This is a genomic window from Pseudomonas sp. H3_A02 (genome assembly GCF_054671965.1).
On the sequence record NZ_CP162807.1, the window covers coordinates 1097906 to 1123388 of the forward strand.

Sequence of the window (25483 nt, forward strand, 5' to 3'; positions counted from 1 at the left end):
ATTAGCCGACGAATGGTTCCACCGCCGTCCCAGATTATTGTTCGGCGATCAGCGTCTCGACCTTGATGATCTGCTGGGCCAGTGTGGCCCGGTCTGCGCAGCGCAGGTTGGCGTGGCCGACCTTGCGCCCGACCTTGAACGCCTTGCCATAGTGATGCAAATGACAGTCGGCAATCGCCAGGACCTTGTCGCTGTCCGGGACCTTGCCGATGAAATTGAGCATCGCGCTCTCACCGACCTTGGCGGTCGACCCCAGCGGCAGCCCGGCCACCGCCCGCAGGTGGTTTTCGAACTGGCTGCACTCGGCGCCTTCGGTGGTCCAGTGCCCGGAGTTGTGGACCCGAGGTGCGATTTCGTTGGCCTTGAGGCCGCCGTCCACTTCAAAGAACTCGAACGCCATCACGCCGACATAGTCGAGTTGCTTGAGCACCCGGCTGGAGTAATCCTCGGCCAGGGCCTGCAACGGATGATCGGTGCTGGCGACGGACAGCTTGAGGATGCCGTCCTTGTGGGTGTTGTGCACCAGCGGGTAGAAGCGGATCTCACCGTCGCGGGCACGCACGGCGATCAGCGAGACTTCCCCGGTGAACGGCACGAAACCTTCCAGCAGGCAGGCCACGCTGCCGAGTTCGGCGAACGTACCGACCACGTCTTCAGGCGTGCGCAGGACTTTCTGGCCCTTGCCGTCGTAACCCAGGGTGCGGGTCTTGAGCACGGCCGGCAGGCCGATGGCGGCGACGGCGGCGTCCAGGTCGGCCTGGGACTGAATGTCGGCGAAGGCCGGCGTGGGGATGCCCAAGTCCTTGAACATGTTCTTTTCGAACCAGCGGTCACGGGCGATCCGCAAGGCTTCGGCGCTCGGGTAGACCGGGACGAACTGGGACAGGAAGGCCACGGTTTCGGCCGGGACGCTTTCGAATTCGAAGGTCACCAAGTCGACTTCATCGGCCAATTGGCGCAGGTGATCCTGGTCGCCATAGTCAGCCCGCAGGTGTTCACCCAGCGCCGCGGCACAGGCGTCCGGCGCCGGGTCCAGGAAAGCGAAGTTCATCCCCAGCGGCGTACCTGCCAGGGCCAACATGCGACCCAACTGGCCGCCACCGATTACACCGATCTTCATTCGTCAACAACCTCAGGCAATGCGTGGGTCTGGATTGTCCAGGACGCTGTCTGTCTGCTCAGCGCGGAATTTTTTCAGCACGGTATGAAATTGTGGATGCTTGGCGCCCAGGATGCTCGCCGATAGCAGGGCCGCGTTGATCGCGCCGGCCTTGCCGATGGCCAGGGTGGCGACCGGGATGCCGGCTGGCATCTGCACGATCGACAGCAACGAATCGACGCCCGAGAGCATCGACGACTGGACCGGCACGCCCAGCACCGGCAGGTGGGTCTTGGCCGCGCACATGCCCGGCAAGTGGGCCGCGCCACCGGCACCGGCGATGATCACCTCAATGCCACGCGCCTCGGCCTCTTCGGCGTACTGGAACAGCAGGTCCGGGGTACGGTGGGCGGAGACCACTTTCACCTCGTAAGGGATGCCGAGCTTTTCCAGCATATCGGCGGTGTGGCTAAGGGTGGACCAATCGGACTTGGAGCCCATGATCACGCCAACCAGTGCACTCATCGTCGTGCCTCTTCTCTCTGGGCGCCCGCAGGCGCGTCAAAAAACAACAAGCCACGCAGGAAACCGGCGTGGCTTGTTGTACGAATTATGGCCGGGCGAACCGACCGAAGGCCGGGCAGTATACCGAAAATGGTGCGTTAAACGCACTTTCGCCGACCATCTGTCGTTTGCGGTGAAGCGGCGGTTTTATTGACCTGCAGGTCAGCGAGGGAATAGCGCTGATCCATTGTGGGAGCGAGCTTGCTCGCGATAGCGACAGGTCAGTCAATGCAACTTTGAATGTCAGTCCGTCATCGCGAGCAAGCTCGCTCCCACAGGGGCTCTGTGATGCCTGATATCCGTGACATTCCCACAAAGGGTCTGCGTTGTTTTCAGGATCCGATGGCACCCTGCGCCGCGCCGCCCTCGAGCTTGCGCCACAGCAGTCGCACATTGGCCTTGCGCACCAGGGCGCAGCGATACAGGCGGATCTCCAGGGGCACGTGCCATTGCGGGCCGCCGCAGATCACCAGTTCGCCCCGGGCCAGTTCGGCGCGTACGCTCAGGTGCGGCACCCAGGCGATGCCCAGGCCTTCCAGGGCCATGCTTTTCAGGCTGTCGGCCATGGCCGTTTCGTAGATCGTGGTGAACCGCAGCGCCCGCTGGCGCAACAACTGGTTGACCGAACGCCCGAGGAACGCCCCGGCGCTGTAGGCCAGCAACGGCACGCTGGCCTCGCCTTCAAGGTCGAACAGCGGGTTGCCGCTGGCATCGGCGGCGCACACCGGGAGCATTTCGGTCTGGCCCAGGTGCAGCGACGGGAAAATCTCCGGGTCCATCTGCATGGCCGAATCCGGATCGTAGAAGGCCAGCATCAGGTCGCAGCCGCCTTCACGCAGGGCGTGGACGGCGTCGCCGACGTTGGTCGCCACCAGCCGCGTGGCGATGTTCATCCCTTCGTTGCGCAATTGCGCGATCCAACGCGGGAAGAAGCCCAGCGCCAGGGAGTGGGCGGCGGCCACTTGGATGACTTCGCCCTGGCCGCCTTCCAGGTGATGCAAATGGCGCAGCACTTCGCCCAGTTGCTCCACCACCGTACGCGCCGTCACCAGGAACAACTGCCCCGCTGCCGTCAGCTCGACGGGCGTACGTGAACGATTGACCAGGGTCAGCCCCAGCGCCGCCTCAAGGCTGCGGATCCGTCGGCTGAACGCCGGCTGCGTCACGAAACGCCGCTCGGCCGCCTGGGAAAAACTGCGGGTAGCGGCCAGGGCACTGAAGTCCTCAAGCCATTTGCTTTCAAGATTCATCACGTCCTCCCCTACACGCACCAAAACAGGTCACACGTTCGCCGCACCGTCGGCGTCACACCGGCATTATGCCGAATATGCATAGGCCAGTGTTTAACAGCATTGGCCCTATTTTCTCCCAGAGCCTAGGATCCACAGCGTTCCGGCTCAGACCGGGTCCTTATCGAGATGATTTCCGTCATGTCCTCCGCTGCATCATTCCGCACAGAAAAAGACCTGCTTGGCGTACTCGAAGTACCAGCGCAAGCGTATTACGGCATCCAGACCCTACGAGCGGTGAACAACTTCCGTCTCTCCGGCGTCCCGATCTCGCATTACCCTAAACTGGTGGTCGGTCTGGCAATGGTCAAACAGGCTGCCGCTGACGCCAACCGCGAACTGGGCCAGCTCAGCGAAGCCAAGCACGCCGCCATCAGCGAAGCCTGTGCACGATTGATCCGTGGCGACTTCCACGAAGAATTCGTGGTGGACATGATTCAGGGCGGCGCCGGCACGTCGACCAACATGAATGCCAACGAAGTCATCGCCAACATCGCGCTGGAGGCCATGGGCCACCAGAAAGGCGAGTACCAGTACCTGCACCCCAACAACGACGTGAACATGGCGCAGTCCACCAACGACGCCTACCCGACCGCGATCCGCCTGGGTCTGCTGCTGGGTCACGACGCCTTGCTGGCCAGCCTCGACAGCCTGATCCAGGCGTTCGCGGCCAAGGGTGAAGAATTCAGCCACGTCCTGAAAATGGGCCGCACCCAGCTGCAAGACGCCGTGCCGATGACCCTAGGCCAGGAATTCCGCGCCTTCGCCACCACCCTGAGCGAAGACCTGGCGCGCCTGAAAACCCTGGCGCCTGAACTGCTCACCGAAGTGAACCTGGGCGGTACCGCCATCGGCACCGGCATCAACGCCGACCCGCGCTACCAGGCCCTGGCCGTGCAGCGCCTGGCGACCATCAGCGGCCAGCCGCTGGTCCCGGCCGCCGACCTGATCGAAGCCACCTCCGACATGGGTGCCTTCGTGCTGTTCTCCGGCATGCTCAAACGCACCGCGGTCAAGCTGTCGAAGATCTGCAACGACCTGCGCCTGCTGTCCAGCGGCCCACGCACCGGCATCAACGAAATCAACCTGCCGGCCCGCCAGCCAGGCAGCTCGATCATGCCCGGCAAGGTCAACCCGGTAATCCCGGAAGCGGTCAACCAGGTGGCATTCCAGATCATCGGCAACGACCTGGCCCTGACCATCGCAGCCGAAGGCGGCCAACTGCAACTGAACGTGATGGAACCGCTGATCGCCTTCAAGATCTTCGACTCGATCCGCCTGCTGCAACGGGCCATGGACATGCTGCGCGAGCACTGCATCGTCGGCATCACCGCCAACGAAGCGCGCTGCCGTGAACTGGTCGAGCACTCGATTGGCCTGGTCACCGCCCTGAACCCGTACATCGGCTATGAAAACGCCACCCGCATCGCCCGTGTTGCCCTGGAAAGTGGCCGCGGCGTGCTGGAACTGGTGCGCGAAGAAGGCTTGCTCGACGACGCCATGCTCGACGACATCCTGCGCCCGGAAAACATGATTGCTCCGCGTCTGGTCCCGCTCAAAGCGTGATCGACACGGCCACCGCTCACCAGGTCGAGGGACTAGACACCTCTCACCTTTTGAGGGCTTGGGGATCTTCCCCAAGCCCTTTTTTTAATTGATAGCCGCAAAGGATGACCGAACCTGTGGGAAGGAACCTGCTCGCGATAAACGACGACGCGCTGCCCGTTGTAAACCGCGTCGCCAGCCAACGCGAGCAGGCTTTCCCCCACAAGAACCTGACCGTAAGGCCAGGTGTTTCAAAGGGTCCGCTTCGTCGGACGCACCACAACTGTGCAGACGGGCACCGCACTGATAGGTATAGTGCCGCCCCTCTTCGCATGAGCGGTCGTCCGCAACGAGACCCTTAAACATGCGAAAACCGAACTAATAACAAACCCGCGAAAATGGACCGGGACGAAACTTCGCCTCACCTGTCGGGCCGCGCGCCGACCGATGTAACGCGATGTTTCCAAATGGCCAGCATTTGCTTAAACAAAAAACAGCGAGGAATACTCATGCTCGAAGTCATCAACGACTTCCTCTCAGGGAAAGTGCTGATCGTGCTCATTGTCGGGCTCGGAAGCTACTTCACGATCCGCTCGCGTTTCGTCCAGTTCCGTCACTTCTTCCACATGTTCACGGTGTTCCGTGACAGCCTGAAAAGCAGCACTGACCAGCTCAGTTCCTTCCAGGCCCTGATGCTCAGCCTGGCCGGCCGTGTCGGCGCGGGCAACATCGCCGGTGTCGGCATCGCCGTGACCCTCGGCGGTCCTGGTGCGGTGTTCTGGATGTGGGTAACCGCTCTGGTCGGTATGTCCAGCAGCTTCTTCGAGTGCTCCCTCGGCCAGCTCTACAAGCGCTGCGACTCCGAAGGCCAGTATCGTGGCGGCCCGTCCTATTACATCCAGCACGGCCTGCAGAAACGCTGGTTGGGCATGATCATGGCGTTCCTGCTGCTGGTCACCTTCGGCTTCGCCTTCAACGGCCTGCAAGCCCACGCGGTTACCCATTCCCTGAACAACGCCTTCGGCTTTGACACCACCTACACCGGCCTCGGCCTGGCGGTGCTGCTGGGCCTGGTGTTCATCGGCGGAATCAAGCGCATCGCCAAGGTTGCCGACCTGCTGGTACCGGTCAAGACCCTGGCGTATATCGCCGTGACCCTCTACGTGATCGTGCTGCAGTTCGAACACGTACCGGGCATGCTGGCGACCATCGTCAAGAGCGCCTTCGGTCTGGACCAAGCCTTCGGCGGCCTGATCGGCAGCGCCATCGTCATGGGCGTCAAGCGTGGCGTGTTCGCCAACGAAGCCGGCCTGGGCAGTGCGCCTAACGTCGCCGCCGTCGCGTCGGTCGAACACCCGGTCGCCCAAGGCGTAGTCCAGGCGTTCAGCGTGTTCCTGGACACCTTCGTGATCTGCACCTGCACCGCGCTGCTGATCCTGCTGTCGGGCTTCTACACCCCGGGCTTCGAAGGCGACGGCATTGCCCTGACCCAGAACTCCCTGGCGGCCGTCGTGGGTGACTGGGGCCGGATATTCATCTCCGTGGCCCTGTCGTTGTTCGTGTTCACCTCGATCCTCTACAACTACTACCTGGGCGAGAACAACCTGCGCTTCATGATGGGTGACAATCGCAAGGTCCTGATGGGCTACCGTGCGCTGGTCCTGGTCCTGATTTTCTGGGGCGCCATCGAAAACCTCGGCACCGTGTTCGCGTTCGCCGACATCACCATGACCCTGCTGGCGTTCGTGAACCTGATCGCGCTGTTCCTGCTGTTCAAGGTCGGCATGCGCATCCTGCGTGACTACGATGACCAGCGTTCGGCCGGCATCAAGGTACCTGTGTTCGACTCCAGCAAGTTCCCGGACCTGGACCTGGACCGCAACGCATGGCCAGCTACCCCGTCGGCACCGGTTACCAAGCCTGACGCCGCGACTGCTGGCGTGGCCGCAGCGCAACGCTGATCGGTAATAAGCTGTTTGGAAAAAACCGGGCGCATCCCCTGCGCCCGGCGTGACACAACCTAAGGTCGGCGTCATGCTCGGCCTTATGTTGTGGCGGCTGACCCAAGCTGCCGTTTTCGTCCTCGGAGAACAACCATGAATTCCTTGACCTACCCTGCCGCCCAGCACGTCATGGTGCTCTACACCGGCGGCACCATCGGCATGCAGGCCAGCGCCCACGGCCTGGCCCCGGCATCCGGTTTCGAAGCGCGGATGCGCGACTACCTGCACAGCCAACCCGAACTCGTCGTGCCGCAATGGCGCTTCCGGGAAATGTCGCCGCTGATCGACAGCGCCAACATGACCCCGGCCTATTGGCAGCAACTGCGCGAAGCGGTGGTCGATGCCGTGGACGTGCAGGGCTGCGACAGCGTGTTGATCCTGCACGGCACCGACACCCTGGCCTACAGCGCGGCGGCGATGAGCTTCCAACTGCTGGGCCTGCATGCGCGGGTCTGCTTCACCGGCTCGATGCTGCCCGCCGGCGTGACCGACAGCGACGCCTGGGAAAACCTCAGCGGCGCGCTGGTCGCCCTCGGCCAGGGCCTGGCGCCGGGCGTACACCTGTACTTCCATGGTGAGCTGCTGGCGCCGACCCGTTGCGCGAAGGTGCGCAGCTTCGGTCGTCACCCGTTCAAGCGCCTGGAACGCCAGGGCGGTGGCGTCAAAGCCTCCTCGTTGCCGGCGCAGTTGAACTACAACCAGCCCAAGCAACTGGCGAACATCGCGGCGCTGCCGCTGTTTCCCGGCATCAGTGCACAGATCCTCGATGGCCTGCTCGGCAGCGGTATCCAGGGCCTGGTGCTGGAGTGCTACGGCAGCGGCACCGGGCCGAGCGACAACCCGGCCTTCCTCGCCAGCCTCGAGCGGGCGCGGGACAGCGGCGTAGTGGTCGTGGCGGTAACCCAATGCCATGAAGGGGGCGTCGAGCTGGACGTGTATGAAGCCGGTAGCCGCTTGCGCGGTGTCGGCGTGCTGTCCGGCGGCGGCATGACCCGCGAGGCCGCGTTCGGCAAGTTGCAGGCGTTGATTGGCGCCGGCCTGCCGGTGGAAGAGGTTCGGCGGCTGGTAGAACTGGACCTGTGCGGCGAGCTGAGCTGAGCTTAGACACTGCAAAAACCTGTGGGAGGGGCTCTTGTGGGAGCAAAGCTTGCTCGCGATGCAGGCGACACGGATCAACTGTAAGGTCGCGTCATCATTCTTCGCGAGCAAGCTTTGCTCCCACAGGTTCACTCCCACATTAGAGGTTGTGTTGAACTTCCGATTTTTACCCGGCATATAACTTGCTCCGTTTCCAGCTCCCCCAGGCTGGAAACGGACATGCTTCATTCCCACCTCACCACCCTCAACGCCGTCTCACTGGTGCTGAGCACCTTTAAAAGCGCAGGGTTGCCCAGCGATGCCTTGTTGGCTGGCAGCGGCATCAGCGCGGCGGACCTGAGCCGGGCCGATACGCGCATCACCACCAACCAGGAGATGCAGGTCTGCGCCAACGCCGTGGCCCTCAAGCGCGACATCGGCCTGGAACTGGGCCTGCGCATGCACGTTTCGTCCTACGGCATGCTCGGCTATGCCCTGCTCACCAGTGCCACCTTAGGTGACGCTTTGCGCCTGGCACTGCGTTATCCGGCGCTGTTGGGAACACTCTTCGAACTGAGTCTGGACGACGATGGCAAGCACATCTGGTTCAGCGCCAGCGATTATCGGGAGAACCCGGCCCTGGCGGTGTTCAATGCCGAGTTCTGCATGGTTTCGCTGAAGGTGATCTGCAATGACCTCCTCGGCCATGCGTTGCCCTTGCACGCTGCGCGCTTCGAACACCCGGCGCCCGATTACCAGGCGCACTACACCGCGCTCTTCGACTGCCCGGTGCGCTTCGACAGCGTCGATAACGCGTTCGCCTTCGACCGCCACTGGCTCGACCAACCCTTGCCCCTGGCCGACCCCATCACCCATCACGCCATGGCCGAACGCTGTCGCCGACAGAACACCGAGTTCACCGGACGCCAAGCCTGGCTGGGACGGATCCGCCAGTTGCTCGACGCCCAACTGGACGCCGCCCCCGGCCTGGAAGGCCTGGCCGAACAGATGAACTGCTCGGCGCGCACCTTGCGCCGCCACCTCAAGGACCTGGGCTGCAGTTACCAGGAACTGCTGGACGAACTGCGCTTCGAGCGGGCCAAGCAGATGCTCTGCGAGGACCAATTGCCAATCTATCGAATCGCCGAACGCCTGGGCTTCAGCGAAACCGCCAGCTTCCGCCATGCCTTCGTGCGCTGGAGCGGCGTGGCGCCCAGCCAGTTCAGGGCCTGAAGCGTCGCTTTCATCTACCCTTGTCGGGCCAGGCATGGCTACCCTCGTGGCGAGGGAGCTTGCTCCCGCTGGGTGGCGAAGCCTCCCCAAAAAGGCTGGCGCATGCGTCCAATCAAACCGCATCAGCCTGGTTACGACGGCTGCGCCGCCCAGCGGGAGCAAGCTCCCTCGCCACAAGTGGACGCCTTGAGGCTGGGGGGGTATGGGCTGCCGCCATCGCGAGCAAGCTCGCCCCCACAGGGGGGTGGTGTAGGCAACCGATTTTGTGGGCGCCTCGTAATACTGTGGGAGCGAGCTTGCTCGCGATGGCGATCCAGTCAGCGTCGCAAAAACGCCTGATGCAACTCACCCACCGTCTGGAAGTGATACGCCGGGCGCTCGATGCGGAGCTCTTCGTGGCTGCCAAACCCATACCCGACCGCTGCCGCATCCAGGCCATTGCTGTGGGCGCCGATCAGGTCGTGTTTGCGGTCGCCGATCATCAGGGTGCTGGCCGGGTCGAGGCCTTCTTCGGCCAGCAGGTGGGCGATCAGCTCGACTTTGTTAGTACGGGTGCCGTCCAATTCGCTGCCGTAGATCACCTTGAAGTGCCGGGCGAAGTCGAAGTGGCGGGCGATTTCCCGGGCGAAGACCCAGGGTTTGGAAGTGGCGATGTACAACTGGCGCCCTTGGCCGCCCAAGGTTTCCAGCAGCGGCATCACGCCGTCGAAAACACGGTTCTCATAAAGACCGGTGACCTTGAATCGCTCACGATAGAAATTCACCGCCTCCCAGGCCTTCGCTTCGTCGAAGTCATAGAACTGCATGAAGGCCTGCAACAGCGGCGGGCCGATGAAGTGCTCGAGGCGGGTCAGGTCGGGTTCGTCGATGCCCAACTTGCTCAAGGCAAACTGGATCGAACGGGTGATGCCCTCGCGGGGGTCGGTGAGGGTGCCGTCGAGGTCGAAGAGTACGGTTTGGTAGTGCATGGCTGTTCCTGGGTGGTCATGCAGTTCACTCAACAGGCTGAATGAAACTGTGGCGAGGGGATTTATCCCCGCTGGGCTGCGCAGCAGCCCCCAAAAGACTGAATGTAACAACCTGGCACACTGCGGTGGTCGGCTTCGGGGCTGCTGCGCAGCCCAGCGGGGATAAATCCCCTCGCCACAACGGTTCATTCGACATCTTAGGTGGGCGATTCAGGCCGGTCGTAACCTTCAGCCAGATGCAGGTCCTTGAGCTTCACGTAGTTCGCCGCGCTGTAGGTGAAAAACGCACGTTCCTTGTCCGTCAGCGGTCGGACCTGTTTCACCGGGCTGCCCACATACAAAAAGCCGCTTTCCAGGCGTTTGCCCGGCGGCACCAGGCTGCCGGCACCGATGATCACATCATCTTCGACCACCGCGCCGTCCATGACGATGCTGCCCATGCCGATCAGGATCCGGCTGCCCACCGAGCAACCATGGAGCATGACCTTGTGGGCGATGGTCACGTCGTCGCCGATCAGCAACGGGAAACCCTCCGGATTGAAGGGCCCGGCATGGGTGATGTGCAGCACGCAACCATCCTGGACGCTGGTACGCGCACCGATACGGATGCGGTGCATGTCGCCGCGAATGACCGTCAGCGGCCAGACGGAGCTGTCTTCGCCGATTTCGACGTCGCCGATCGCCACCGCGGTGCTGTCGACAAAAGCACCACGGGCAAGCCGTGGGCTGTGGTTCTGGTACGTGCGAAGGGTCACGATAGGCTCTCTCTTATCCGGTGATAGGCGCTGCTAGCTGCGGTGAGCGCCGATTGTAATTAAGATGGGCCGATGTTTCTTCCAGCCAAGGTGTCGACCGTGAGCGTGAACAACCCTCTTTTGCAGCCCTATGACCTGCCGCCATTCTCGGCGATCCGTGCCGAGCACGTGCAACCGGCCATCGAGCAGATCCTGGCTGATAACCGTGCGGCCATTGCCGAACTCCTCAAGACCCAAGTCCAGCAGCCTACCTGGGCCGGCCTGGTATTGGCGATGGACGAACTCAATGATCGCCTGGGCGCGGCCTGGAGCCCGGTCAGTCACCTCAACGCCGTGCGCAACAGCCCGGAACTGCGCGAGGCCTACGAGGCCTGCCTGCCGGCGCTGAGTGCCTACTCCACCGAACTGGGCCAGAACCGCGAGCTGTTCCAGGCCTTCGAAGCCTTGGCAAACAGCCCGGAAGCCGCCGGCTTCGACGTGGCGCAGAAAACCATCCTGGAACACTCCCTGCGCGATTTCCGCCTGTCGGGCATCGACTTGCCGCCCGAGCAGCAGAAGCGCTACGCCGAGGTGCAGAGCAAACTGTCCGAGCTGGGCAGCCGTTTCTCCAATCAACTGCTGGACGCGACCCAGGCCTGGACCAAGCACGTCACCGACGAGGCCGCCCTCGCCGGCCTGACCGACTCGGCCAAGGCGCAAATGGCTGCGGCCGCCCAGGCCAAAGAACTCGACGGCTGGCTGATCAACCTGGAATTCCCCAGCTATTACGCGGTGATGACCTACGCCGAAGACCGCGCCCTGCGTGAAGAAGTCTACGCCGCCTACTGCACCCGCGCCTCGGACCAAGGCCCAAATGCCGGGCAGAACGACAACGGCCCGGTGATGGAGCAGATCCTCGACCTGCGCCAGGAACTGGCCCAACTGCTCGGTTTCGCCAACTTCGCCGAGTTGAGCCTGGCGACCAAGATGGCCGAATCCAGCGATCAGGTCCTCAGTTTCCTGCGGGACCTGGCCAAGCGCAGCAAGCCGTTCGCCGCCCTGGACCTGGAGCAGCTCAAAGCCTTCGCCGCCGAACAGGGCTGCCCCGACCTGCAAAGCTGGGACAGCGGTTTCTACGGTGAAAAACTGCGCCAGCAGCGTTACAGCGTGGCCCAGGAAGCCCTGCGCGCCTACTTCCCGATCGACAAGGTACTGAGCGGCCTGTTCGCCATCGTGCAGCGCCTCTACGGCATCGAGATCGCCGAACTGAAAGGCTTCGACAGCTGGCACCCGGACGTGCGCCTGTTCGAAATCAAGGAGAACGGCCAGCACGTCGGCCGCTTCTTCTTCGACCTCTATGCCCGCGCCAACAAGCGTGGCGGTGCCTGGATGGACGGCGCCCGCGACCGTCGGCGCACCTTCGACGGCGTGCTGCAAAGCCCGGTCGCCAACCTGGTGTGCAACTTCACCCCGGCCGACAGCGGCAAGCCGGCGCTGCTGACCCACGATGAAGTCACCACCCTGTTCCACGAGTTCGGCCATGGCCTGCACCACCTGCTGACCCGTGTCGAACACGCCGGCGTGTCCGGCATCAACGGCGTGGCCTGGGATGCCGTGGAGCTGCCGAGCCAGTTCATGGAGAACTGGTGCTGGGAACCCGAAGGCCTGGCGCTGATTTCCGGCCACTACGAAACCGGTGAACCACTGCCCCAGGACCTGCTGGAAAAAATGCTCGCGGCGAAAAACTTCCAGTCCGGCCTGATGATGGTCCGTCAGCTGGAGTTCTCGCTGTTCGACTTCGAGCTGCACGCCACCCACGGCGATGGCCGCAGCGTGCTGCAAGTACTCGAAGGCGTGCGCGACGAGGTGTCGGTCATGCGTCCACCGGCCTACAACCGCTTCCCCAACAGCTTCGCCCACATCTTCGCCGGCGGGTATGCGGCGGGCTACTACAGCTACAAATGGGCGGAAGTATTGTCGGCCGATGCCTTCTCCAAATTCGAGGAAGACGGCGTGCTCAATGCCGACACCGGTCGCGCCTTCCGCGAGGCGATCCTGGCCCGTGGCGGCTCCCAGGAACCGATGGTGCTGTTCGTCGACTTCCGTGGCCGTGAGCCGTCGATTGACGCACTCTTGCGCCATAGCGGCCTGACCGAGGACGCGGCAGCATGAGCGAGGGGCCTGTGATTACCAAACGACGCTTTATCGCCGGGGCGGTCTGCCCGGCCTGCAGCGAGCCGGACAAATTGATGATGTGGAACGAAGACGGCGTACCGCACCGCGAGTGCGTGGCCTGCGGTTATTCCGACACGCTCAACGAGCAAGGCCTGTCGGTGCCCAAGGAATTGGGCACCCGGGTCAACACCTCGGCGCTCAAGGTGCCGGACGCCAAGGTCCAGGCGGTGCAGTTTTTCCCCAATCCCAAGTTGAAGAAAAAAACCGACTGAATGATCCGGTATCACCTTCCGGGCCCCACGGCCCGGAAGCGATACATATATATCGCCCTGCCGCACACCGGCCTGCCCAGACTGTTCATCCCGTTCAGTCCATGGAAGGCTTCCGATGCCCACCGATGACAATCCGCTGTTGCAGGCCCATGACCTGCCGCCTTTTTCCCAGATCCAAGCCCGGCATTTTTCGCCGGCCCTCGACCAGATCATTGCCGAGAGTCGCGCTCAAGTGGCCGAGATCATCAGGACCCAGACACCGTTTCCCACCTGGGACGACCTCGTGTTGGCAATGGACGAGATTCACGCCCGGTTGAAGGGCTTCGGTTATGTGCTGGAGCGTCTGGCCTGGAACAGGATCGGTGACGACTGGGTGCAGGCTTCGCTGGACTGCAGCGAACGACTACAGGATTTCCAGCGATCGCTCAAACACAACCCCGAACTGTTTCAGCTTTATCAGCGGTTGGCGAACAGCCCGATAGCCCGGCATTTCACCCTGGCGAGAAAAAGAACGCTGGAAAAAATCCTCCGACAGTTTCGTCGCAACGGATTGGCCGACACCACGCAGACAGGCCTGAAAGACCTGAAGCTGCGCATCCAAAGCGCTCAGATGCTGTTCCTGGAACATGTGTACGAGGCCAATAAAGCCTGGCGCACAGCGTTTGACGATGAAACCCGATTGAGCGGCCTGCCGTCGTCGTTCAAACAACGCATGGCCGACCAGGCGCGCGATGCTGGACACACGGGGTGGTTGCTGACGCTCAATGAAGAGTCGTTTCGCATCGTCACCTGTTACGCCGACAATCACCTTTTGCGTAAGCAAATGTACGTGGCCTACAGCACTCGCGCATCGGATCAAGGACCGCACGCCGGCATATTCGACAACGGTGAAGTGCTCCGGCAATTGCTCAGGGACCGTCATCACTACGCTACCTTGCTGGGCTATTCGAGTTATGCCCAAATGGCGATCGAACCAGAGCAAGCCGAGTCGCCCGAACAGGTCCTGATGTTCTTGCAGGAACAACTCAAACAACAGCAAAGCGTGTTTATCCGGGACGCTCAACAACTGGAGGCATTTGCCACAACACAAGGTTTCAGCGAGCTACAGCCCTGGGATTATCCATACCTGGCAGAAAAGCTTCGTCGGCAGGCGGCTGGTGTTTCAGAACAAAGCGTCAGAGCCTGGTTTGCGCTGGATGCCACGTTTTTGCAGCTGACGCTGATCGCAAGGGACCTGTTCGGCGTGGACATCATCGAGCGTAAGGACGTGGCTACTTGGCATCCCGACGTAAGCCTTTTTGAAATTCGCGAGCGGGACGAGACCCTAGGCTATCTCTATTTCGACCCGTTCGAGGATGAGAACGAACAAGGCTTCCCCAATACCACCACCTTGCGAAATCGTCGCGTCACCGCCGAGGGCCGCCCGCGGCATCCCATTGCCGTTCTACATGGCTGGTTACCACGCGCCTCAGATGCCAATCCTGTCCTGTTGGATCATCGGCAACTACGCATCCTCTTTCATGAATTCGGCCATTGCTTGCACCACTTGCTGACCCGGGCTGAGTATCGTGATGTTTCGGGCATTACCGAACTGTCCAGGGATACGGCGGAATTTACCGGAGTCCTGTTCGAGCGATGGTGCTTTTCCAAGCCATGTCTGATTCGTATATCCAAACACCACCAAACCGGGAAGCCACTGCCGGACAGGATTGCCGATCAGTTGCTGGTCTACCTCAATACCCAGACCAGTTGGGGGTTTGCCGCGTTCTTGCGCGATGCGTTGTTTGACATGCAGGTGCACCATCACCACGGCGACGGACGTACGGCTCAAGACGTGTTCGATCAAGTCAGCGCACACGTCGGCCACCTGCCCGTGTCCGCCACCGAACGCTGGCCCAATGGCCTGGACTATCTGGTGACCGGCTATGGCGCCGGGATCTACGCCTACGCCTGGTCGAAAGAACTGGCGAATAGCGTCTTCCAAAAATTCCAGCGCGACGGGCTGTTCAATCCGCAAACCGGGCGGGCGTTGCGCGAGACGATTTTCGAGCCGGGCGATACGCGACCGTTGTTCGAATCGATCCAGGCGTTTTTAGCCACATGACCGATCAGCGCTCTGGAAGCACAGCCTGAGGATCAAGGTGATGGGCCGTGGTGGTCGAGTTGACCCAACTCTCCAGAGAGCAAAGGGCAAAGACGCTGGTGCTGCAATCGCCGTTCGCCAGCGCCGTGCGGAGTTTGTCGACATCGGCCTGCATCATGTAGCGCACGCCGTCCTTGAAGTGATGACTGTCACCGAAGCCACCTTCGGTCATCTCGTTCAACGCGTCCTCCTTGCTCCAACCCTGGACCACCACCCGGTACATGGCGGCCACCAGCCCGGTGCGGTCCGAGCCGTGCTTGCAGTGCATCAGCACCGGCCCCTTGGCTTCGGCCGTCTGGACAGCGCGCAAGGCCCTGAGTATGTCGCTGTCGTCGACATGGTTGGTGCGATAGGGCAACTGCACTTGCTCGATGCCGGGGGTGGACAGCCAGCGTTGGTCCGACTCCGGCAGAAAGTTGATGACCGTGCCGATCCTGAGCTTCGTCAGCCAGGGCAACGTCCCGCCGTCCGGCAGGGAGCTGCGGTAAAGCGTCGGAGACATCTGATAGAGGTTGTAGTCCTTTGCCACCGGCTGCGCCCATTCAGCGGGCCTCGCATCAATGGAATCGGCCGCTTGGGCGGGTGCCTCGGCCAGCCCGGTGAGCAAGGCCAGGCACAACAACGAATGGGAACAGAGCTTGAGCATGCACGGACGACCGAGTACGAAGAAACACGAGAGGCTCAGTGTCGGCTCGCTCCGGTTAAAAGCCTGTGAGCAGAACGTCAAAGCGTTGTGAACGCCTATCCGGTATTTGGGCTGCTCAATGGCACTGGTCTTAATCGAACACAGCGAATACTGTATGCACATACAGCTATCGGAGTATTCCCATGCCAGCCTCCCTTCCACCGCGCGGCCGCGGCACCGCGACCAACCCGCACAACCGCTTCGCCCCGAGTCGCTCGGTGGCCGAAGATGACGGCTGGTACCAGGAAGTCCCGCCGACCCAAGGCACCGAGGTGCGCATCGAAACGGCGAAGACCATCATTACCCGCAACACCTCGTCCGATATTCCGTTCGACCGCTCGATCAACCCGTACCGAGGCTGTGAACACGGTTGCATCTACTGCTACGCACGGCCCAGCCATGCCTATTGGGACCTGTCGCCGGGGCTGGATTTCGAAACGAAGCTGATCGCCAAGACCAATGCCGCCGATGTGCTGGAAGAGCAATTGTCCCGGCGCGGTTATCAGTGCGCGCCGATCGCACTGGGTTCCAACACCGATCCCTATCAGCCTATCGAACGCGAACAGCGGATAACCCGCCGGATTCTCGAGGTGCTGCTGCGTTATCGGCATCCGGTGACCATCGTCACCAAGGGTTCGCTGATCCTGCGCGACCTGGACCTGCTGACCGAGCTGGCGCAACAGCGCCTGGTGCACGTGATGATCAGCCTCACCACCCTGGACGATGAACTCAAGCGCATTCTCGAACCCCGTGCGGCGGCGCCCAAGGCGCGGCTGCGGGCGATCAAGGTCATGCGCGAGGCGGGCATTGCCGTGGGGGTACTGTGTGCACCGATGATCCCGATGATCAACGACAGCGAGATCGAGAGCCTGCTGGCCGAAGCCCACGCCGCCGGCGCGCAGAATGCCGCCTACGTCATGCTGCGCTTGCCGCTGGAAGTCGCGCCGCTGTTCGAGGAATGGTTGCAGGTGCACTACCCACAACGCGCCGCCCATGTGCTGAGCCTGGTGCGCCAGAGCCGCGGTGGCGAACTGTATGACAGCCGCTTCGGTGCGCGGATGCGCGGCGAAGGCCCGTTCGCCGACCTGCTGGCCCAGCGATTTGCCAAGGCACTCAAGCGCCTGGGGCTGGAGCGCCGTGACGGATACAATCTTGACTGCGATGCCTTCTGTCCGCCGGGCCGACAGATGTCGTTGATTTGATTAAAGTTGACCCTGTAAAGGCCACTGGACATGATCTGCGCCAGTGTTTCGCCACCCCTGGAATCGTTGTCCTAGAGCCTTCGATTTCAGTTTGAGTTAAGTTTCGGCCGCTACCTTGTTCAGCGAGTGACTGACGGGTCGAACATCTCGACCTGGATGTTTTTTAACCAGCCACTGGCGTCATACCGTCAAAGAGGATGAATCATGAGTGACAAGGATAAACAGCCGTTGGCTGCGTCGGCTTCAGCCCAACCCGAGGCGGAAACCGCCGATGCAGCGCTGCAGCATATTGTTGACGGCTTTTTGCATTTCCATCACGAGATCTTTCCGCAACAGGAAGAACTCTTCAAGAAACTCGCCACCGCCCAAGCGCCCCGGGCGATGTTCATCACCTGCGCCGATTCGCGCATCGTGCCCGAGTTGATCACCCATAGCTCCCCCGGCGACCTGTTCGTGACCCGCAACGTCGGCAACGTCGTGCCGCCTTATGGGCAAATGAACGGCGGCGTCTCCACCGCCATCGAATACGCCGTGCTGGCCCTCGGCGTGCAGCACATCATTGTCTGCGGCCATTCCGATTGCGGCGCCATGCGTGCGGTGCTCAACCCCGACACCCTGGAAAAAATGCCCACGGTAAAAGCCTGGCTGCGCCACGCCGAAGTGGCCAAGACCATGGTCCACGACAACTGTCCGTGCGGCGATGAAAAACAGACCATGCCCATCCTCACCGAAGAGAACGTGATCGCGCAATTGCAGCATTTGCGAACGCATCCCTCGGTCGCGTCGCGCATGGCCAGCGGTCAGTTGTTCATCCATGGCTGGGTGTACAACATCGAGACCAGCGAGATCAAAGCCTTTGACGCGGACCAGGGACGTTTCCTGCCGCTCGATGGCAGCCATCCGATACCGGTGGCGACGCCCAAAGCGCGCTTCTAACCACTCTTAAACTTGTGTGGTTCAAGCCTTGCCGCCATTTGCGCGGTAGGGCTTCGCCATGCCTGAAGAAAACTTCGGGAGAGTCGCCATGCGTGCTGCTCAATTAAAAGCTGTTCTGCCACGGGAGCTACTGGCTTCGGTGGTTGTGTTCCTGGTGGCGCTGCCCTTGTGCATGGGCATTGCCATCGCCTCCGGCCTGCCACCGGCCAAAGGCCTGATCACCGGCATCATCGGCGGTCTGGTAGTCGGTTTTCTGGCCGGCTCCAAGCTGCAAGTCAGCGGCCCGGCCGCCGGGTTGGCGGTGTTGGTCTTCGAACTGGTACGCCAGCATGGCGTGGCAATGCTCGGGCCGATCCTGTTGCTGGCCGGTCTTCTGCAATTGTTGGCCGGGCGTTTTCGCCTCGGTTGCTGGTTCCGGGTCACGGCGCCTGCGGTGGTGTACGGCATGCTGGCGGGTATCGGCGTGCTGATCGTGTTGTCCCAGGTCCATGTGATGCTCGACGCCGCGCCCAAGCCCTCAGGGCTGGATAACCTCGCGGCGTTCCCGGCGGCGGTGGCCCAGGCCTTGCCGTCCTTCGGCTGGCAGGCCGGCCTGCTCGGCCTGTCGACGATTGCGGTGATGTGGCTGTGGGAAAAATTTCGTCCCCACAGCCTGCGCTTCGTCCCTGGCGCCTTGCTGGGTGTCGGCTTGGCGACCGTCGCCAGCCTGCTGCTGGCCTTGCAGGTCAAGCGCGTGGAAGTGCCGGAGAACCTGGCCGAAGCTATTGATTGGCTGCGCCCGGCAGACCTGTTGAACCTGGCCGACCCGACGCTGCTGGTCGCCGCATTCGCGGTCGCCTTCATCGCCAGCGCCGAAACCCTGCTGTCGGCGGCCGCCGTCGATCGCATGCACAGTGGTGAGCGTGCGGACTTCGATCGGGAGCTGTCGGCGCAAGGGATCGGCAACATGCTCTGCGGCCTGCTCGGCGCCTTGCCGATGACCGGGGTGATCGTGCGCAGCTCGGCCAACGTCCAGGCCGGGGCCACCACGCGGATGTCGACGATTTTCCACGGCCTGTGGTTGTTGCTGTTCGTGCTGTTGCTGTCCAGCGTGCTGCAAAGCATTCCGGTGGCAAGCCTGGCGGGTGTGTTGGTCTACACCGGTTTCAAACTGGTGGACCTCAAGGCGTTTCGCAGCCTGGGTCGTTATGGCCGGATGCCGATGTTCACCTACGCCGCAACGGCGCTGGCGATCATCTTCACCGACCTGCTGACCGGTGTGCTGATCGGCTTCGGCCTGACCCTGGTGAAACTGGCCTGGAAAGCCTCGCGCCTGAAAATCAGCCTGATCGACCTGCCCCAGGAAGGCGAGATGGAACTGCGACTGGTCGGGGCGGCCACCTTCCTCAAGGTACCGGCGCTGACCCAGGTGCTGGGCACCATACCGACAGGCGCGACCGTGCATGTGCCGCTCAATAACCTGAGCTACATCGATCACTCCTGCCTGGAGTTGCTGGAAGAATGGGGCCGGGCGAACGCCAGCAAGGGTTCGAAGCTGCTGATCGAATCCCGTGGGCTCAAGCGCCGGCTGGAAGGGCGGCTGCGTACCACCGTGGGGGTTGGCGCAGCCTCTGCCTGACACCTCGCTCCCATAGGAGTTGGGTGTAGGGCACATGATTCATGAACACCACAGACCCAATGTGGGAGCGAGCTTGCTCGCGATAGCGATGTATCAGCCAACTGCGATGTTGCTGGTCCAATGCAATCGCGAGCAAGCTCGCTCCCACAGGGGTTGTGGTGTCGCGCATATGATTGATGAACACCACAGATTCAATGTGGGAGCGGGCTTGCTCGCGAAAGCGGTGGATCAGTTAGCTAAATGCTGCCTGACACTCCGCCTTCGCGAGCAAGTCCGCTCCCACAAGGGGTTTGCATTTCAACTCATCAAGCCGCCGGCTGATCCAGCTCCAGCCCAACGCCCAGCTGGCGTGACAGGCAAGGCCAGCGCTTCCAGGCTGCACCCGTGTCCGGGCTGCCGATTTTCTCGCGGTAAGACTCCACCGATTCCAGCGCAAAGCTGTCTTCGTCGAGCATTTCATCCACGGCGTGATGCACGGCTTCGTCCAACTGGTTGGCGAACGGCTCGCCGATCAGATGGTGAGCGATCAGGTTGGCGACGGTCATGTCCAACGGAATCAGCGGCTGGCTGAAGTGCTTGATGTACAGATCGTTGACCTCCTCCACCAGCCGGTGGGCCAGGTAGGCCTCGTCCAGCAGGCTGTCCAGGCCAACGTGGCCTTCCATCAACTTCGGTGGCTGAAGAAAAAACTGTTCGGCGATCTTCAGCACCGGCTTGATCTGCGATTCGATCCCGGCTTCGCGAGCCACCTCGTTGGCGGCGTCCAGCAGGTCCGGTACTTGCTCGATGTAAGCGGTGACAAAACGGGTCATGACGCCCTTCGCGTCGATGTCTGGCAATTGGATCGCGGCATGCAGGTGCGGCAGCTGGGCCTCCAGCTGGCGGGTCAATTGGCCGGTCTCGGCTTCGTGTTGTTGGGCTTTTTGGATCTGCTCGCGCAATGCGGCGGTGTTCATGACAACTCCAGGAAACAAGGCAATGAAATAGGGAAGACATAACTTAGCTGGCGCAAAAACACTCCTAAGACCTATTTTTCATAACCGCCTCATCCTTGCTGCGCCACAGTTATATCGGTTTGCCATCACTCAGTTCGCATCCTTCTCCATTCGTGGGCTCTAGCGCAAGCCCCGGCTGTTTCAAACGATTTACGCCATCGCGTTGCGAGGTTGCAGGTGCTGTCTATACTCGGTTTGGAATGGAGTTAGCTGATGACACCCGATTGCATGTGCAGCAAGGCGCGGCGAGTCAATTAAGCAGTCTGAATAGCCGATCCCTTGCCGCAGGCTTTACGCCTACGGGATAACAAGAACGATAAGGGGAACCCGCAATGACGCGACATCCACACGTATGGATGGGCCTCCTGTTGTGGTCGATTTTCAGCCAGGCACAAGCGGCCTGGACTGTGAATATGGCGCCTGGAGCGACACAGATCAGCAACGCAGTATTCGACCTGCACATGACCATCTTCTGGATTTGTGTGGTCATCGGCATCATCGTCTTCGGCGCCATGTTCTGGTCGATGATGATGCACCGCCGTTCAACCGGCCAGAATGCTGCGCATTTCCACGAAAACACCCGCGTCGAAATTCTCTGGACCATCGTGCCCTTCCTGATCCTGGTGCTAATGGCGATTCCCGCCACCGCCACCCTGATCAAGATGTACGACTCCAGCGAGTCGGACATCGATATCCAGATCACCGGCTATCAATGGAAGTGGCACTACAAGTACCTGGGCCAGGACGTCGAGTTCTTCAGCAACCTGGCGACCCCCGCCGAACAGATCCATAACCAGAGCGCCAAGGGCGAGCATTACCTGCTGGAGGTCGACAAGCCGCTGGTGCTGCCGGTCGATGCCAAGGTGCGCTTTCTGGTGACCTCCGCCGACGTGATCCACTCCTGGTGGGTGCCGGCCTTCGCGGTCAAGCGCGATGCGATCCCCGGGTTCGTCAACGAAGCCTGGACCCGTGTCGACAAGCCCGGCCTGTACCGCGGCCAATGCGCCGAGCTGTGCGGCAAGGACCACGGCTTCATGCCGATCGTGGTGGAGGTCAAGAGCAAGCCCGACTACGAAAAATGGCTGGGCGAACGCAAGGCCGAGGCCGCGCAGCTTAAGGAATTGACCAGCAAGGAATGGACGCGCGAAGAACTCGTTGAGCGTGGTGACAAGGTCTACCACACCACCTGCGTGGCCTGTCACCAGGCCGAAGGCCAGGGCTTGCCGCCGATGTTCCCGGCGCTCAAGGGCTCGAAAATCGCCACCGGGCCGATCAAGGATCACCTGAACATTGTCTTCCACGGCAAACCCGGCACCTCCATGGCCGCGTTCGGCAAGCAGCTGTCGGAAGTCGATATCGCCGCGGTCGTGACCTATGAACGCAACGCCTGGGGCAACAACAAGGGCGACATGGTGACGCCTAAAGAAGTGCTGGAACTCAAACAGGCGGACAGCCAATGAGCCGGCCTGACGTTTGTTCCCGTAACCGGTCGGGGCTCACCGCCCCGCACCGTCCAGCCCACTCGTTCGAAGGAGACAGGACATGAGTGCTGTGATCGATGACCACGGTCATGCCGGTGCCGACCACGCCCATGGCCCCGCCAAGGGCCTGATGCGCTGGGTACTGACCACCAACCACAAGGATATCGGCACGCTGTACCTGTGGTTCGCCTTCTCCATGTTCCTGCTGGGCGGCTCGTTCGCCATGGTGATCCGCGCCGAGCTGTTCCAGCCCGGCCTGCAGATCGTCCAGCCGGAATTCTTCAACCAGATGACCACCATGCATGGCCTGGTGATGGTCTTTGGCGCGGTGATGCCGGCCTTCGTCGGCCTTGCCAACTGGATGATCCCGTTGATGATCGGCGCGCCGGACATGGCCCTGCCGCGCATGAACAACTTCAGCTTCTGGCTGTTGCCGGCGGCATTCCTGATGTTGGTCTCGACGCTGTTCACCCCGGGTGGCGGGCCGAACTTCGGCTGGACCTTTTATGCGCCACTGTCCACCACCTATGCGCCGGAAAGCGTGACGTTCTTCATCTTTGCCATCCACCTGATGGGCATCAGCTCGATCATGGGCGCGATCAACGTGATCGCCACCATCCTCAACCTGCGCGCCCCCGGCATGACCCTGATGAAAATGCCGCTGTTCGTCTGGACCTGGCTGATCACCGCGTTCCTGCTGATCGCAGTGATGCCGGTGCTGGCCGGCTGCGTGACGATGATGCTGATGGACATCCACTTCGGCACCAGCTTCTTCAGTGCCGCCGGTGGCGGTGACCCGGTGCTGTTCCAGCACGTGTTCTGGTTCTTCGGCCACCCCGAGGTGTACATCATGATCCTGCCGGCCTTCGGTGCCGTCAGCTCGATCATCCCGGCGTTCTCGCGCAAGCCGTTGTTCGGCTACACCTCGATGGTCTATGCCACGGCCGCCATTGCGTTCCTGTCGTTCATCGTCTGGGCGCACCACATGTTCGTGGTCGGCATTCCGCTGGTGGGCGAACTGTTCTTCATGTACGCGACCCTGCTGATCGCCGTGCCCACCGGGGTGAAGGTGTTCAACTGGGCCAGCACCATGTGGCAAGGCTCGCTGACCTTCGAGACACCGATGCTGTTCGCCGTGGCGTTCGTGATCCTGTTTTCCATCGGTGGTTTCTCCGGGCTGATGCTGGCCATCGCCCCGGCGGACTTCCAGTACCAGGACACCTACTTCGTGGTCGCGCACTTCCACTATGTGCTGGTGCCCGGCGCGATCTTCGGGATCTTCGCCTCGGCCTACTACTGGCTGCCGAAATGGACCGGCCACATGTACGACGAAACCCTCGGCAAGCTGCACTTCTGGCTGTCCTTCATCGGCATGAACCTGGCGTTCTTCCCGATGCACTTCGTCGGCCTGGCGGGCATGCCCCGGCGGATCCCCGACTACAACCTGCAGTTCGCCGACTTCAACATGGTCTCGTCCATCGGGGCGTTCATGTTCGGCACCACGCAGATCTTCTTCCTCTTCATCGTGATCAAGACCATCCGTGGCGGCGCGCCGGCACCGGCCAAGCCGTGGGATGGGGCCGAAGGGCTGGAGTGGAGCGTGCCATCGCCGGCGCCGTATCACACGTTTACTACGCCGCCGGAAGTGAAATAGATGACACATGGGGCCTGTGTGGGAGCGAGCTTGCTCGCGATGGCGGTGTGTCTGACACACCGAGTCGCCGCTATCGCGAGCAAGCTCGCTCCCACAGGGTTCTGGGTAGGGACTGGAAATCATGGCTGATTCGATTTCGCTGAAGAAACTGGTCACCCGCCTGCTGCTGGTGGTGGTGGCCATGTTCATCTTCGGGTTTGCCCTGGTGCCGATCTACGACGTGATGTGCAAGGCGTTCGGCATCAACGGCAAGACCGGCGGGCAATACGAAGGCGAGCAGACCGTCGATGAATCCCGCCAGGTGCGGGTGCAGTTCTTGTCGACCAACGCCGTGGACATGGTCTGGGATTTCTACCCCAAGGGCGACCAGTTGGTGGTCAAGCCCGGGGCGGTCAACGAGATGGTGTTCGTCGCCCACAACCCCACCAACCGGCCGATGAGCGCCCAGGCGGTGCCGAGCATTTCGCCGAGCACCGCGGCGGCGTATTTCCACAAGACCGAATGTTTTTGTTTTACCCAGCAAGTGCTGCAACCCGGCGAACGCATCGAAATGCCCATGCGCTTCATCGTTGACCGGGACATGCCCAAGGAAGTGAAGCATCTGACGCTGTCCTACACGCTGTTCGACATCACCGCTCGTCATCCACCGGTGGCTCTAAACACTGAACGATAGCGTGCCCGATAAGGAGAACAATAAATGGCAACTCACGAACACTATTACGTTCCGGCCCAGAGCAAATGGCCGATCATCGCCACGGTCGGGATGTTCGTCACGGTGTATGGCCTGGCGACCTGGTTCAACGACCTGAAGGCGGCGCGCCCGGAATCCCATGGCCCGCTGATCTTTTTCGTCGGCGGCCTGCTGGTGGCCTACATGCTGTTCGGCTGGTTCGGCGCGGTGATCAAGGAAAGCCGCGCCGGGCTGTACAGCGCCCAGCTCGACCGCTCGTTCCGCTGGGGCATGAGCTGGTTCATCTTTTCCGAAGTGATGTTCTTCATCGCGTTCTTCGGTGCGCTGTTCTATGTGCGCACGATCTCCGCGCCGGGGTTGGCCGGTGAAGGCAGCAAGGGCTTGTCGGAGATGCTCTGGCCGAACTTCGAATACGTCTGGCCGTTGCTGAACAACCCCGACCCCAAGCTCTTCCCACCGCCCAAGGATGTGATCAGCCCTTGGGGCTTGCCGCTGCTCAACACCATCCTGCTGGTCAGCTCCAGCGTCACCGTGACCATCGCCCACCATGCCCTGAAAAAAGGCCATCGCGGCGCGCTGAAAATCTGGCTGGCGATCACCGTGCTGCTGGGTTGCGCCTTCCTGGGCTTCCAGGCCGAGGAATACATCCACGCCTATAAAGAGCTGGGCCTGACGTTGGGCTCGGGGATCTACGGCGCGACGTTCTTCATGCTCACCGGGTTCCACGGCGCCCACGTCACCATCGGCACGATCATTTTGTTCGTGATGCTGATGCGCATCATGCGCGGGCATTTCGACAACGAGCACCAGTTCGGCTTCGAGGCCGCGAGCTGGTACTGGCACTTCGTTGATGTGGTGTGGATCGGCTTGTTCTTCTTCGTCTACATCCTCTGAGGCAGCCGCTACCAGGGCGCGTGGGAGACCAACTGGCCGCTGAAAAAGCCCCAGGCGATCAAGCCGACGGTGACAGCGGCCAAGGCGACACGAATCGCCAGGGCAATGGCCAGTCGATTGGAACTGCTGTCGTCCTTGACCAGAAAAAACAGGCCGCTGAACAGGCTGGCAACTGTGGCGATCAGCATCAGGGCGATGGCTGCTTTGAGCATTAGGGACACTCCG

22 protein-coding genes are annotated in these 25483 nt (G+C 61.7%); 14 read left to right on the forward strand and 8 right to left on the reverse strand.

Annotated elements, in window-relative coordinates:
- Window positions 1-34 precede the first annotated feature (34 nt).
- The 3 genes from AB4N80_RS04645 to AB4N80_RS04655 all read right to left on the reverse strand — a co-directional run bounded on the left by AB4N80_RS04645 (window position 35) and on the right by AB4N80_RS04655 (window position 2913).
- Window positions 35-1120 (reverse strand): 5-(carboxyamino)imidazole ribonucleotide synthase, encoded by a 1086-nt coding sequence (locus AB4N80_RS04645; RefSeq protein ID WP_122567780.1) that lies wholly within the window; start codon window positions 1118-1120, stop codon window positions 35-37.
- 12 nt (window positions 1121-1132) lie between these two features.
- A complete protein-coding gene (purE, locus tag AB4N80_RS04650; protein WP_003196369.1) occupies window positions 1133-1624 on the reverse strand; it encodes a 5-(carboxyamino)imidazole ribonucleotide mutase in 492 nt (163 codons plus the stop codon).
- Window positions 1625-1995: 371 nt separating this feature from the next.
- Complete coding sequence (locus AB4N80_RS04655) at window positions 1996-2913, reverse strand: LysR substrate-binding domain-containing protein (RefSeq protein ID WP_460080878.1); 918 nt, start codon at window positions 2911-2913, stop codon at window positions 1996-1998.
- Window positions 2914-3093: 180 nt separating this feature from the next.
- Between AB4N80_RS04655 and aspA the strand changes: the two genes are divergently transcribed.
- From aspA to AB4N80_RS04675, 4 genes are all read left to right on the forward strand, one after another.
- On the forward strand, window positions 3094-4518 hold the full coding sequence (aspA, locus tag AB4N80_RS04660; RefSeq protein ID WP_003196363.1) for an aspartate ammonia-lyase: 1425 nt from the start codon (window positions 3094-3096) through the stop codon (window positions 4516-4518).
- A gap of 488 nt (window positions 4519-5006) precedes the next feature.
- On the forward strand, window positions 5007-6458 hold the full coding sequence (locus AB4N80_RS04665) for an alanine/glycine:cation symporter family protein (RefSeq protein WP_122567778.1): 1452 nt from the start codon (window positions 5007-5009) through the stop codon (window positions 6456-6458).
- Between the two features lie 135 nt (window positions 6459-6593).
- A complete protein-coding gene (locus tag AB4N80_RS04670; RefSeq protein WP_305482134.1) occupies window positions 6594-7598 on the forward strand; it encodes an asparaginase in 1005 nt (334 codons plus the stop codon).
- Between the two features lie 219 nt (window positions 7599-7817).
- The gene (locus AB4N80_RS04675; RefSeq protein ID WP_460080882.1) at window positions 7818-8810 is read left to right on the forward strand and encodes an AraC family transcriptional regulator; all 993 of its coding nucleotides are present in this window, start codon (window positions 7818-7820) and stop codon (window positions 8808-8810) included.
- A 317-nt stretch (window positions 8811-9127) separates the two neighbouring features.
- On the opposite strand, the gene AB4N80_RS04680 is transcribed toward AB4N80_RS04675, so the two are convergent.
- Window positions 9128-9778 carry an HAD family hydrolase gene (locus AB4N80_RS04680; RefSeq protein ID WP_460080884.1) on the reverse strand — a complete coding sequence of 217 codons (651 nt, stop codon included), beginning with the start codon at window positions 9776-9778 and terminating at the stop codon, window positions 9128-9130.
- Between the two features lie 197 nt (window positions 9779-9975).
- Entirely contained in the window at window positions 9976-10533 is a 558-nt protein-coding gene (locus AB4N80_RS04685; protein ID WP_460080886.1) for a gamma carbonic anhydrase family protein, read from the reverse strand.
- Window positions 10534-10605: 72 nt separating this feature from the next.
- Between AB4N80_RS04685 and prlC the strand changes: the two genes are divergently transcribed.
- The 3 genes from prlC to AB4N80_RS04700 all read left to right on the forward strand — a co-directional run bounded on the left by prlC (window position 10606) and on the right by AB4N80_RS04700 (window position 15063).
- Window positions 10606-12684 carry an oligopeptidase A gene (gene prlC / locus AB4N80_RS04690; RefSeq protein WP_163006813.1) on the forward strand — a complete coding sequence of 693 codons (2079 nt, stop codon included), beginning with the start codon at window positions 10606-10608 and terminating at the stop codon, window positions 12682-12684.
- Window positions 12681-12959: a YheV family putative zinc ribbon protein gene (locus AB4N80_RS04695; protein ID WP_047230061.1), complete on the forward strand. Its 279-nt coding sequence runs from the start codon at window positions 12681-12683 to the stop codon at window positions 12957-12959. The genes prlC and AB4N80_RS04695 overlap by 4 nt, the downstream gene beginning before the upstream one ends.
- A gap of 115 nt (window positions 12960-13074) precedes the next feature.
- Entirely contained in the window at window positions 13075-15063 is a 1989-nt protein-coding gene (locus AB4N80_RS04700) for a M3 family metallopeptidase (RefSeq protein WP_460080890.1), read from the forward strand.
- Window positions 15064-15067: 4 nt separating this feature from the next.
- Here the strand turns inward: AB4N80_RS04700 and AB4N80_RS04705 are convergent, their stop codons facing one another.
- Window positions 15068-15748 carry a dual specificity protein phosphatase family protein gene (locus AB4N80_RS04705; protein ID WP_122567773.1) on the reverse strand — a complete coding sequence of 227 codons (681 nt, stop codon included), beginning with the start codon at window positions 15746-15748 and terminating at the stop codon, window positions 15068-15070.
- Window positions 15749-15930: 182 nt separating this feature from the next.
- On the opposite strand from AB4N80_RS04705, the gene AB4N80_RS04710 reads away from it, so the two are divergent.
- From AB4N80_RS04710 to AB4N80_RS04720, 3 genes are all read left to right on the forward strand, one after another.
- Window positions 15931-16989: a PA0069 family radical SAM protein gene (locus AB4N80_RS04710; protein ID WP_460080893.1), complete on the forward strand. Its 1059-nt coding sequence runs from the start codon at window positions 15931-15933 to the stop codon at window positions 16987-16989.
- A gap of 204 nt (window positions 16990-17193) precedes the next feature.
- A complete protein-coding gene (locus AB4N80_RS04715; RefSeq protein ID WP_060739823.1) occupies window positions 17194-17925 on the forward strand; it encodes a carbonic anhydrase in 732 nt (243 codons plus the stop codon).
- An 88-nt stretch (window positions 17926-18013) separates the two neighbouring features.
- A complete protein-coding gene (locus tag AB4N80_RS04720) occupies window positions 18014-19543 on the forward strand; it encodes a SulP family inorganic anion transporter (protein WP_122567771.1) in 1530 nt (509 codons plus the stop codon).
- A gap of 305 nt (window positions 19544-19848) precedes the next feature.
- On the opposite strand, the gene AB4N80_RS04725 is transcribed toward AB4N80_RS04720, so the two are convergent.
- Window positions 19849-20499 carry a hypothetical protein gene (locus AB4N80_RS04725; RefSeq protein WP_122567770.1) on the reverse strand — a complete coding sequence of 217 codons (651 nt, stop codon included), beginning with the start codon at window positions 20497-20499 and terminating at the stop codon, window positions 19849-19851.
- A 371-nt stretch (window positions 20500-20870) separates the two neighbouring features.
- Here AB4N80_RS04725 and coxB point away from each other — a divergent pair, with 371 nt between their 5' ends.
- The 4 genes from coxB to AB4N80_RS04745 all read left to right on the forward strand — a co-directional run bounded on the left by coxB (window position 20871) and on the right by AB4N80_RS04745 (window position 25258).
- Window positions 20871-21998, forward strand: a complete 1128-nt coding sequence (gene coxB / locus AB4N80_RS04730) for a cytochrome c oxidase subunit II (protein ID WP_122567769.1) — start codon at window positions 20871-20873, stop codon at window positions 21996-21998.
- A gap of 82 nt (window positions 21999-22080) precedes the next feature.
- A complete protein-coding gene (gene ctaD / locus AB4N80_RS04735) occupies window positions 22081-23673 on the forward strand; it encodes a cytochrome c oxidase subunit I (protein WP_460080897.1) in 1593 nt (530 codons plus the stop codon).
- 121 nt (window positions 23674-23794) lie between these two features.
- A complete protein-coding gene (locus tag AB4N80_RS04740) occupies window positions 23795-24346 on the forward strand; it encodes a cytochrome c oxidase assembly protein (protein WP_460080899.1) in 552 nt (183 codons plus the stop codon).
- Window positions 24347-24370: 24 nt separating this feature from the next.
- The gene (locus AB4N80_RS04745) at window positions 24371-25258 is read left to right on the forward strand and encodes a cytochrome c oxidase subunit 3 (RefSeq protein WP_030139146.1); all 888 of its coding nucleotides are present in this window, start codon (window positions 24371-24373) and stop codon (window positions 25256-25258) included.
- Window positions 25259-25266: 8 nt separating this feature from the next.
- Here the strand turns inward: AB4N80_RS04745 and AB4N80_RS04750 are convergent, their stop codons facing one another.
- A complete protein-coding gene (locus AB4N80_RS04750) occupies window positions 25267-25470 on the reverse strand; it encodes a twin transmembrane helix small protein (RefSeq protein ID WP_460080902.1) in 204 nt (67 codons plus the stop codon).
- Window positions 25471-25483: the final 13 nt, after the last annotated feature.